This window comes from Caballeronia sp. LjRoot34, from assembly GCF_964253815.1.
Lineage (GTDB): Bacteria > Pseudomonadota > Gammaproteobacteria > Burkholderiales > Burkholderiaceae > Caballeronia.
Genome location: NZ_CAXUSB020000010.1, coordinates 47,477 through 58,709, shown reverse-complemented (window position 1 = coordinate 58,709; position 11,233 = coordinate 47,477). Strand labels below are relative to the sequence as shown.

The 11,233-nt window shown below is 55.5% G+C and carries 8 protein-coding genes and 1 pseudogene; 8 read left to right on the top strand and 1 reads right to left on the bottom strand.

Annotation, left to right across the window (positions count from 1 at the left end):
• The first annotated feature begins 2,084 nt into the window (after window positions 1–2,084).
• From ACSQ36_RS45955 to ACSQ36_RS45945, 3 genes are all read left to right on the top strand, one after another.
• Window positions 2,085–3,302, top strand: a complete 1,218-nt coding sequence (locus tag ACSQ36_RS45955; protein WP_436187454.1) for a ParA family protein — start codon at window positions 2,085–2,087, stop codon at window positions 3,300–3,302.
• Window positions 3,289–4,293 (top strand): ParB/RepB/Spo0J family partition protein, encoded by a 1,005-nt coding sequence (locus tag ACSQ36_RS45950; protein ID WP_436187453.1) that lies wholly within the window; start codon window positions 3,289–3,291, stop codon window positions 4,291–4,293. Before ACSQ36_RS45955 ends, ACSQ36_RS45950 begins: the two co-directional genes overlap by 14 nt.
• Window positions 4,294–4,572: 279 nt before the next feature.
• The gene (locus tag ACSQ36_RS45945) at window positions 4,573–5,865 is read left to right on the top strand and encodes a replication protein O (RefSeq protein ID WP_436187452.1); all 1,293 of its coding nucleotides are present in this window, start codon (window positions 4,573–4,575) and stop codon (window positions 5,863–5,865) included.
• 1,040 nt (window positions 5,866–6,905) lie between these two features.
• Here the strand turns inward: ACSQ36_RS45945 and ACSQ36_RS45940 are convergent.
• On the bottom strand, window positions 6,906–7,679 hold the full coding sequence (locus ACSQ36_RS45940) for an alpha/beta fold hydrolase (protein ID WP_436187451.1): 774 nt from the start codon (window positions 7,677–7,679) through the stop codon (window positions 6,906–6,908).
• A 428-nt stretch (window positions 7,680–8,107) separates the two neighbouring features.
• Between ACSQ36_RS45940 and ACSQ36_RS45935 the strand changes: the two genes are divergently transcribed.
• The 5 genes and pseudogenes from ACSQ36_RS45935 to ACSQ36_RS45915 all read left to right on the top strand — a co-directional run bounded on the left by ACSQ36_RS45935 (window position 8,108) and on the right by ACSQ36_RS45915 (window position 11,184).
• Entirely contained in the window at window positions 8,108–8,482 is a 375-nt protein-coding gene (locus ACSQ36_RS45935) for a hypothetical protein (protein WP_436187450.1), read from the top strand.
• Window positions 8,479–8,748: a DUF1488 family protein gene (locus ACSQ36_RS45930; protein WP_436187449.1), complete on the top strand. Its 270-nt coding sequence runs from the start codon at window positions 8,479–8,481 to the stop codon at window positions 8,746–8,748. Before ACSQ36_RS45935 ends, ACSQ36_RS45930 begins: the two co-directional genes overlap by 4 nt.
• Window positions 8,749–9,154: 406 nt before the next feature.
• Window positions 9,155–9,619, top strand: a complete 465-nt coding sequence (locus tag ACSQ36_RS45925) for a hypothetical protein (protein WP_436187448.1) — start codon at window positions 9,155–9,157, stop codon at window positions 9,617–9,619.
• 641 nt (window positions 9,620–10,260) lie between these two features.
• Window positions 10,261–10,688 (top strand): annotated as a pseudogene (locus ACSQ36_RS45920) (antitoxin Xre/MbcA/ParS toxin-binding domain-containing protein).
• Window positions 10,689–10,722: 34 nt separating this feature from the next.
• Window positions 10,723–11,184: an RES family NAD+ phosphorylase gene (locus tag ACSQ36_RS45915; RefSeq protein WP_436187447.1), complete on the top strand. Its 462-nt coding sequence runs from the start codon at window positions 10,723–10,725 to the stop codon at window positions 11,182–11,184.
• The last annotated feature ends 49 nt before the right edge of the window (window positions 11,185–11,233 follow it).

Here is an 11,233-nt window from a genome sequence, read left to right as displayed (position 1 = left end):
GTCGTCAACACCAGCCTCGTCGAAGCACCGTTCCGATGCGTCTCGTGCCACTCGCACTTCAGCTACGGGCGCCTTTCGCTACTTTCGACAACCCCGGCAATGCGCAGGCGGGACCGCGCTGCCATCAGTCATCGATTGCGCGTTCGCTCGGACGAAAATATGGACGTCCCTCGTCCTGAGCAACGTCCACGGTCGCCGGTTGACGACTTACGCGCCATGAAGCGGTGACACTTTTAATTCGCGTCCGACAACCTGTTGAATTCTCTTGGTTTTTCTCGCCGCCGGCGCTGGATTTAGGCGAGTTGACAGATTTAGTTGCGAACTTGTGACAGATTTATTTCGGTCTACGAATTGCGCGAGATTTAGCGACGGCCGTCTTTAGTAAAGTCCAGGGTGGCGATCCGTAAGATTCTCACGTGCGCCGCATCAACCACCTAGCATCGCACGCGACGATCTCGCTTGGTGCTCCGTCTCCCTCGCAAAGAGCACCAGCTCGACGAGCTCGCCAACATGCTGGCAGCGATCGTATCGGTGATCACCGTGTCGTCGTCCACCCTGCCCTTCCGGGAAAGCCCATTGGCAACGTGCAAGCTCGAATCGCCTGCGGCCGACGGCCCAGCTGACCAGGCCCCTTCGGGACGTAGTGATTAATACGCTTTACATCCTATCCAGTACAAACGATTCATTCGGTGGGCATTTCGCTGTTCGCCAACGCAAAAATAGCCGTTGATACCGCATCGCGCCCAAAGTAGTTTCCCGAAAGCGTGAAACATTCTTGCGTTTATTGCTGGCACTCCATGCTGGATATAGGTTTCAGGGTGCCGCGAATTCAACGTTGATTGTTTCACGAGTTGCGGAACGCTCTGGCACGCAGGCCGTGCCGCGGTGCTCAACCGAGAGTCGATCAGCCGCCGTTCCGGCATATGGTCCGCGGGTGATTCAGCAAACCTCGATGCGTCCATCGAACCGCGGCAGTGGCGGACTGCCGGGGAGCCCGTCAATCCCTTGGCTGGCCGGCGATCTACTGGACATTACCGCGCTAATGTTCAGTAGCTTCACACTGACTCATGCCGATAAAGCACGCAATTAACGTGGTGTAGCCGCCGCGATTGCCCCCGCGCTGGAATTCGGTCGGCAAACCCACCAGTCGAGTTATCAGACAACGCAATCTTTCCAAAGAATGCTCTGAGTACCCCCAAAATCGCACCGGTGCGGAATTCGACTCATGGATGGCGCGGCACCCGCTGCCGGTGCGCGCATATCTAATACTTCGCGCAACATGTCGTGCCCTACTCCATCAGAGCCCTCCCAGAGCCATGCGCCGAGCCGGGCTCCGCTCAATCCGGCCAAGAGCCGGGTCTCGATACCTCGTCCAGCCTCGTCTGATCACCATCTTCGCCATTTCGCGTTGCCAGCAACGTCTCGTGTCCCCGATGGTTCGCAGAGCACCACCCACGTGTCAGCAGGTGCGCGACGACCAATACAGTAGCCGTTGGACATACACCAACCGTACGTTTGTCGCTGGTTGGCACACGGAGGCGCTAACCATGGTAGACCGTTAGTTTCAAATGACGGTTTGGTCAATAGCGAATGTGCGCAAAAGCTTTCCTCGACAACCTAGGTCGCGATGCGCTGGCTCCCATGTGAACGGTTGTCAGCGATCTTCCCGCTTTTTGCAGTTTCGCACCCGTCGCGTAATAGGGCTACTGAAAGGGAAGCGTTTTGCCCTATTTGCTTGATCAATGCCTGACGCCGGTCGGCCACGATTGAATCGCGGTACTCCACCGAGTCACGGTCCTTGCGCTTATCAGGGTCGCGGGCGCTTCGGCCCCACTCCTGACCGATTGGGATAGCGCCGATTGATTTCCAAACTCCACGGGTTCCAGATTCTCGTCCGCATACCAAGGCTCGACGGCTATCCAAAGCGCCGCACCATTTGTTCCGGCTCGGTTCGAGGCGCAACACCACCTAAAGTAAAGCTTTAGGTTTACAAATTTTCCCGCTATTATTCGATTGGACGTCTTGTCATCAATTTTTGCTAATTTTTTACTTCTTCGATAACAAACGCTTAAAGCGGGAAACACATGGCAATTAGAGAACTGTCGCCTCCACGCGTCGCCATCGACATCGACCGGTTGATGGAGATCGCGGACCGGGCGCAAAGCACGCTCGCGAAGTTGAGGGACGATCTCCTGGAGCCATGGCCGCGCAAAACACCGCCCTCTTTAACAGCCTCTCGTCTTGCAAAACTTTGCAAGCTTGATCGCGCCCAAATTAACTACCTCTGTACCCGTGGAAACAAAGGCGAATATCCCACCGGAACCCTAAAAGGGTCAAGTCGGAGTCGCGAGTTCACTTTGGCGGAAGCGCAGTCATTCGTCCGTACAGTCGGAACGTATAAGTCACGACCCGGAGGCGCGAAGGGAATTGTCATATGCGTCGGCAATTTCAAGGGAGGGGTGGGTAAAACAACCAACAGCGTTGCCCTCGCTCAAGGTTTGACTTTGCACGGGCACAAGGTCCTATTGATGGACCTGGACCCACAAGCGTCGACGACGACACTTATGGGCTATGTGCCGGATGCAGAGGTCACTGAAGAGATGACCGTAATGCCGGCGGTCTATGGTGAGCAACCGGATCTCAGTTATGCCTGCATCCCGAGCTATTGGGAAGGACTCGACATTATTCCATCGTCTCCCGCGCTTTTCGGTGCCGATTACTATCTGCCGAATAAACAAGCGGCCGACCCTCAGTACGAATTCTGGCGGGTTCTCGACAGCGCGATGGGGCCAATTCGGGAGAAGTATGACGTGATTATCATCGACACTCCCCCTACCCTCTCCTATCTGGCTATCGGTTCTTTCATGGCAACCGACGGGATGATCATTCCCCTACCTCCGGAAACGCTTGATTACGCTTCCAGCACGCAATTCTTTCGACAGTTTGCAGAGCTGTTCAAGTCACTGAGTGAGGGCCGCTCGGTGGAAAAGCAGTTCGGATTTATCAAGATCGTATTGTCGAAAGTCAAACCGGCGGCCGCGACTACTGACGTGGTGAAATCGTGGATTCAACAAACTTATCCCGAATTGCTTGCTCGCTCCGAGGTTCTAGAGAGCGACTTGGTAATGAACGCAAGCGCTGAGTTTAAAACAATCTATGACCTTCACACGTATGAAGGAAGCATGCGGACCTACAACCGCGCTATTGACGCGTTCGATTCGGTAGTCGATGAAATCGAAAATGAAATACAAAATGCTTGGAAGCTTCAACTCGTGAAGGAGGGTGGCGATGGCGAGCAATAAGCTGAGAGACCGTCTCATGGGTAAGACCGCAGATCTCGCAGATAAAGTGGCGGCGACGTCGCGCCCTTCTATTGCCGATCAGGCTCCTGTGACCATGCCAGGCCAGCTTGGCGCGTTCCGGCTCGAGGCCCAGCGTTATGCGGCGCAAATTCAGACGCTAACTGAACAACTCGAAGATGCGAAGAAAGGTGGGGGTGCAATCGAATTGCCCCTTGGCGAGCTTCATGAAGTCCCTGGCCGTCGGAAGATGTTGTCTGAGGTGAAATACGCAGAATTGCGCGAAAACTTGAGACATAACGAGTTAGTCCATCCGATTACAGTTAGAGGTCGAGCGGCAGGGGGATACGAGATCGTTTCAGGCCATCATCGGATCGATGCCTTCCGAGAGCTAGGTCGCCCAACGATTCGTGCGGTCATCAACGACGGCACAGATGATCAAGCTGATCTGGGCGCTTTCTATGCCAATCTTTTTCAGTCTGATTTAACAGACTACGAGAAATACCTTGGATTTAGAGACATACAGCAGCGCTACCCCACCGCCACGCAAGCCAAACTCGCCGAGCAAGCAGGAGTATCACCTGCGCTATTGTCGATGCTGATGACCTTTGAAGCGCTGCCCGACGATGTAAAGCAATTGCTCCAGGTTCACCCAAACATGCTTGGGGCGCACGCAGCTCACGCAATGGCGACATTGACGAAAGAGGGGCGGGGCGAACAGGTTAGCTTGGCAGCAGCAAGGCTGGCTAAGGGAGAGTTGGACCAAGCCAGCGCAGTAAAGGCAGCGGCGACTAGTCCGCAACATAAGAAAGTGTCTGAAAAGCCGACCGCTGTAAGGATCCGCGCTGGGCGTTCGACCTACTGCGACATGAGGCAGACAAAGAACGTACTGCGACTGGAATTTCAAGATGCCGATGAAGCGCGCGCTGTAAGCGGGGCAATTCAGTTGGTGTTGGAAGAGCGTGCAAGCACCTCAAAACAAGATGCGAGCTGAAAAGTCGTTTTAAATCAATGGCTTCACACTTTGAATTCGATGAAATCATAGAGTTCTCAACGCCGCCGCCCTTATTGGAGACTTTGATGTAACCAATGCAGAAAAACAAAAGCCTTCGGCTGGTACCGAAGGCTTTTGAATATTGGGCTTGCTGTTGCTCACCCTACTGCTGTACTTCCCCGACTGGTATCGGGTCAGAACTCACACCTCGAAGTGTAGCGGATAGCGATCGGCAGTCAAGCGTTTCTCTTCCATTTTTATAGAAATGGACGTGTAGACATGCTTATCGCGCAACGCTTTGTTGCTGGCGAGGGTGATGATCGTCCCTCCCCGCTCGAAATAGACTCTCCAAGCCTCGACAACGAGGCGCTCGAAGACTTCGCGTGTGATCGCTCCAACCTGCCCTGGATAGTCTTCCGGGCAGCGCACCGCGCTAATCACATTGCAGCCATCCCTTCACGCTCACGCGCCCTCCTCGCGGCACTCGCCCGTACCGTCGACGCTCAAAAGCCGTACGCCGCTATCTTCGCCCGTCGAGAACTCCTCACCGGTCGCGCACTGCAGTCCATGCGCACGTTCTACCGCAGTCTTGATGATCTCGCCGAAGTCGGCCTCATCGTGCGAGCCCCCCAGAAACGCCATGGTGATGCTGGGCTCTTCGGACGTGCCTATATTCATCTCACGGAAAAAGCAGCCGAGCTGCTGGGATTCGTCGAAGAGAAAAATCCACGGACCTTGGCCGAAACATCGAAATCCACAAGTGAAAGTCCAACGAATTCAGAAGCTGACGCCCAACAGGATCCTTTGCACATGCGCCCGTCTGCCACCGTGGCAGACGGAGGTATATATAAAGATCTATTCCCTAAGAATCAAAAGAGACAACCAGGCACGCTCCCACTGGACCTTCAACGTCTGCTGAGCTTGGGTTTTCATAAATTTTTAGTTTTCAAACTCATGCGGGAGGCAAAGCAACACGGCAAGCTTCTGACAGAAGTGGTCGAAGTCACCTGGGAACACCTGAGCGCGGCGAAACGCCCCATCAGCTATCTCCGGTCTTTGCTCCGCTCGTCGGTCGATTTTGGTCACCAACTTCGCTCCCATCACGCAAAGATTCACGAACAGCGCGCGCGGGCGAATGAGGCCAAAGCGGTCGACGATCTCGTAGCACGCCACGTCGGGCAAGTCTTTTACGACGAAGGCATCGAGCGGCGTTTTGAAATTTCTGCAGACGGTGGCGAGATTGCCATTCGAGATTACCGTGAGCCTCGCGCTCGCATGTCTGCCACCGGTTGGAAACCCAATTTTGCCGCAGCACTTCGCGCCGGTCGCCTTCTGAACGCATCACCGTCACACGACGCCTCGTTTGCCGAGAAATGCTCGTCAGTACCTTCTGTCGCCAGCGTCAGGGTTCGCACGGAGAGCGATCCGAACGAAGGCGCTACTAAGTCCAACATCAAACCGGCGCCCACAGCCGCTATTTCCGCACGCCTTCAGGACATGAAACAGCTCCTTCGGGCCACATGCGCCGGCGTTCGAAAAGATGTTGCTGCTCAACCTAATGCCCAAACCTGATGGCTAGCCGCATGGTCGCGAGAAGTAACCTCGGGGCTGCTCGCTGCGCATGCCCGTCGTCGGACAGGACTTCGAGATTAGCCCGCATTTGGTCCGCAGACTTGAGGAGATGACAGCGACGGCGGGAAGTGAGAAACGACACTCACGCGAGCACACAGTAAATGCAACTGACACGGTGTCCGTAGCGGCCTGATCATAGTTGTGGAGGTCGGACGAAAGAGAGGTGACGTGCACTTCGCCTTCTAACGATGCAGATCTCTCATTCCTGGGCTGGACCAGTTAGACCACCGATTTTCATGCGACCCAATGCGGTTCGATTGTTTGCTACTCGTAACGGAAAATTGAAGATCGCCGGGAGGTGATCATGAGTCGGACAAGGAAAAGAGACACGGGGGAGGGGAAGGTCCCGGCATCCCGAGGCCGAGGTCAACCTCAGAAACCGACGAACTTGCTCACGCCCACCCCGCTTTCGACAACGCAAACGTGACGATCTATTTGCCGCTCCCGTAACTAGAAATAAGTCGGCACCCTGTGCGATAAGCAAGCCATGAGTAACAAATTAGTAATCCTAAAAAAATGAGCGATGAGCCTACCTCGGGACGGGATGCGACCCTCGTCGATACGCAGCGCTTCAAGAGGGCCGCGTTGATGGTGGCGCAGCGCTTTGCCCTGAAGCGGAACTCAGTCGAAGAAAGCCTTCGCCCTTAAACAATCCGGCTGAGCCGCCGTTAGAGGTCATCCTCAGCGCTCGCATCGGCTTGCAAACGAATGTCGCTGAAAGCTAAACCGGAGATCGTGCCTCCAATGTTTGGCAGGATGGCATCGCTCAGGCCCGTGATGTTTCAGAAGTTCAGCTGAATAGATTGCGCTTCGCACTCCGAGGCAAGCTTGTATTGCCGCCGCGCGCATGTGTTGTGCAAGGAGGGGATTAGACGGCCTGCGAACCTTGGCGAGTGCGAGACAGCAAGAGGGAAGGGCGATCATTGATATGGAGCCGTCGTGCCTCGCACGCACCTTTTCTGATTCCGGCGTCCCAACTGCTAATCTGCGCTTCCGGTGCCGGCTCTTAGGCCTTGCTCAACCACGGCCCGTATTACTTTGGCGAACTCGTCGGGTGCTTCGACACATGACGTATGGCCCGTTTCGAGCACCACCAGCCCGGAATCCTGAATGCCCTTGCTCAGGCTTTGTGCATGGGACAAAGTACGAGCCGGATCGCGACTTCCATGGACCACCGCTGTGGGGAGGGGTGATAGTTCGCTGAGCATGCTTGTGAGGTCAGTCTGTTGCAGACTGCGCAAGCTCTCGGCAGCCGCCTCAGCAGTAATGCGGCGTGGATATGTCATAAACGAGTCCAGAAGCTCGGCGGGGCAGACGCTTCCAAGCGAGCGTTCGGTCATGGCTTTCCACAGCGGTGGCCCCCATGTATGAAGGACGCGCTCGATGATTGATTCGACATCGCCATGTCCCTTTGTGTTTGCTCCGCTATTGCTCAGCACGAGACCAACCACGTTTTTTTTCGTCGAGCGTAAATCGATCGCAGCGGCGAGCGCCGCGACAGGTGTACCTACCGAATGCCCTATCAACACGGTTGGTCCAAGCTCTCTTAGTAAAATGGCTACACGCGCTGCAACCGAGTGAAGGTCGTGCGGGCCCGCACCCTCGAGCCAGCCCACGCCAATCGCGCGAAGTTTAACGATTCTTGTGACGGGCGCGATGGAGTTTGGCGGAATGAGGGCGCCCGGCAAGAAGACGAGGGTCGGCCGGTTTTTGGGTCCATGACTGAGATGGAATGTGGCTAAAGCCTGCGTCATTTATCTACGTCTGTTTTGTTATTCGATGGGAGCGGGGCCGCACCTGCACGATACACATGCTGGCGGTTCCGCGAGTTTCGAATAATACGCCGAACACTTTTTTGAAGCGCTGCAGTTGCCGCGCGCGCGATCGACGCTTCAGGCGTCGGGTCGCGCAATTGAAACAGTCATTCGCTACTTTTGATTCGACAAGTTGGCACCCGTATGAATGAACTTGCATGCTGTCGTTTCGGTGTAGGTAGCGCCGAACCATGGGCTTCGCCCGGTCTGCAGCGACCTCCGATCTGATGAACCGTCGCGGGATGTTGTTGAGCGGAGCAGTCTATAAAAGAGCCGCTGCGACGCAGCGCATTAGTGACCGCTCCCCAGCCGAATAAACGCTAGATCTTGGCTAGTGTCTTCCAGGGTTTTATTGTAAAAATGGATGTATGAAAATTCGTGAAATGAGCCTCTTGCCTGATGCGCGCGCTAACCTGTTGGGCTATCTCGTCGCCACGGCGGCGGCGACTTATGCGCTAACCAGTGACTGGCGAGTGGACCTCATGGTGATCTCCTGCCGGTCGTGGCTTTTGCGCAACCGATTCAGTCTGCCATGGCTGGACCGAGTTCACCTTGGGCAGTTAGAGTTGCAAACTGCGCGGCGTGATCTGCGCGGCGCAGGCATTGCGTTAAAACAAGCTGACGTTCAGGGTCTCTTCACGGGCGACATGCAGTTGAACCAGGCCAGTACAGTCGTTCAGCGGATGCTTGAGGTATGTCGCCATGCGTTAGAGGGTCATCAGGTCGCACGAGGATGGCAATGAACGAAACCAATTCCGTTGAGCCCACTGTCGTAGGCGGCGGACTCGCGGTCGCCTTCGAACTCATCGCTGCGGGTCGCGTCGTGAAATGCACGGTTTCGCGCGAATCGCTGCAACATTACTTTTGGCTTCAGCCTAGTGCGGACGATGCACGCGTGCTCAAGATTTTCAATGACGGACGCCAGCGAATCGTTGCCGTCGCCGAACGCAAGGCGCGTCGACTCGCGGCCGCTTCTATCCACCTAGAGGCGGCCGACTTTCAGCGGTAGACGAGACGGTGATGCGCGCCAATGCAATCCACAATGCAAACATGAAAGCTGAGAATTCAAATCCTCACGAAGCAGCGGCACTGGCAAGAGTGGCCGAGGCCGCCCGCGAAGTGCAAGCCGCGTCTGCTGCGATAGAGGCGCACTTCACCGCCGTAGGAGTCCGGCAAGCATCCGCGCTGGAGCTTGCACGTCTAACTGCCGCGGTCCGGGAAGCTCGAAGATGCTCGGTTAGCCTTGGCAGTCGTCATCGACGACGGCAATAGGTGAGGGCGAAAAAGAGTATCCGTTGTCTGCCGAGGCAGGTATGCAAAACGAGTGCTGTCGCGGACGTTAGAATGGGTTGAACTGTCCGCCGGATTTTCCCGCGGAAGACCCTTTGTCGCATTGATTAACAGCTAGGAGAGACGTGGATATCTTCTATCACTGGAGGGATTTCGCGCTCGATATGAAGGAGGGTCGCATCGGTACGCTCGGGTCTGACGGAGCCCTGCTTGAACAACTGAGGGAACGCCTTCCTCGCAAGGTATGGACGTTTGTGACCCCGAAGGGGAAGAAAGATCGGCTACGACTCATCGGCTCGTTTTTAATCACCGAGTCGAAACCTATCTCGTTCGTACCTAAATGGAAATACAACCTGTTCTACGATGCCGCGTCTCCTCGATCTGTCCTTTACACCGACTCGGGCAGCCCTGAAAAAATTGATGAGGTGAGCGACTATTTCAATCGCCGATTCAATGCGACGGGCAAATCTAATTTGCACGGGGAGAGGGGCATCCGGGAAATGGAAGCGGATGTCGTCCGCGGTTTCGAAAAGCTAGTGCAAGACTACGCTACGGTCCAATTATTGGATGGACTGCGCGGAATGCGCTAAGCGCAGATGTGATGTACAGAGGCAGGAGCTAGACTCCGCTCTGTCTCGTCGAGCCGACACGCCTCATCGGGCGTCTCGGCCAAGCGATTCCAACGCTAGACGAAATCCGATGCGACGCGTTTTAAGCAGCAGAATCGTCGTGCGTGCCACCACAGGTCGCGTTTGCGGGATCGAGTAGGTGTCGGAAACTGGGCGTGCAACGCCAGGACCAACGCACGCAAAGGACGGTGACTTCTCAATCAAAATGGCGCGGTCGAGCAAGATGTCAATGTCTTCCATGGACCTCATCGGACGCCTGGGCTTGTCAAACTCAAGCCTAGCGCACTGCGTATCCGCATTTGGACGATCGCCCGAGCAGGTGCCTCCCGCGCCAGCAATAGACGAAAAAAAGCCCGCTCATGATGGCGGGCACAATCCATATCAGTGGAGACATGGAGGAGACAGCGTAAGCGTAAACCCTTATTAATCGCTGCGCAACCGAATTCTGCTGCTTGTAAATCACTTAGCTGCTCCCCTCTGGCGATGAGCCGTGACGCACTCCATACAGGAAAATGTCGCGAAAGGAGCTTGGCCGCTGGACGACTCCCATTTCGGTATCATTTGATCTATGATGAAGGATCAAATGATCCTTGGGTAATTCTGTGATTCTTGTCTCGCGGGAAAAGATCGCCGCCGTGATGGCGCTCACTCCTGTGCCGCACTCGGTCGCGGAACTCGACGATCGCGTTCGCGAAGGCTTGCCTAAATCGGCACTGCGCGAAGGGGTGGAACACGCGACGCGCAGTCCTGAAGAACGTAAGGCCTTACTCGCGCGTATCGTGCCAGAAGCGACCTTAAGCGTCGACGCGAGCGACTGAGTTCAGACGAGTCGGAGAAGACTGAGCGCCTCGCACGTATCTTTGCGACAGCCAACTACGTGTGGGACGACGAAGACGACGCTCGCGCGTTTTTGAACACGATGCATCCATTGCTCGATGGTCGCACGCCGCTCGACGTGGCGATGACGGAGCTTGGCGCGCGACGGGTCGAAGAGCTGCTTTGGAAATTGTTCTACGGGGTGCCGGCGTGAGTTCTCGCGATACAGCAGTTGAAGTGCTGGCCTAATGCAGATTTATAGAATTGTCGATAGCCGGCATCCGGTGTGGAGCGGCACCGGGGCGATGCTGATCGGGGGTCGTTTTAATAGTCCCGGTCATCCTGTTATCTATGGTGCGCTGAGCTTCGCAGGCGCCATGCTCGAAGTGCTGGTGCACGCGCGTATTGGCAAGGTGCCGCGTCAGCACGTGTGGGTGAACGCTGAGGTTCCCAATTCCGTTGCGATCGAGCGGATTGACGTGGATGAACTGCTCAGGGGCTGTGATGGGCCGGACCCGAAGATCGTACGAGCAGTAGGTGATCGCTGGATAGAGGAGGGCAGAACCCCGGTGTTGATTGTTCCATCAGTGGTTGCGCGCGCTGAATTCAATGCATTGGTCAATCCGGCGCATCCTGATGCGAAGCACTTGTCGATCACAGAACCGCAACCAGTGGTGTGGCCTGAGCGTCTTTTCACGAAACCTCAATAACTTTAATTATTATCGATTACGCGTGTGATTCACCGCAATTAAACGATCT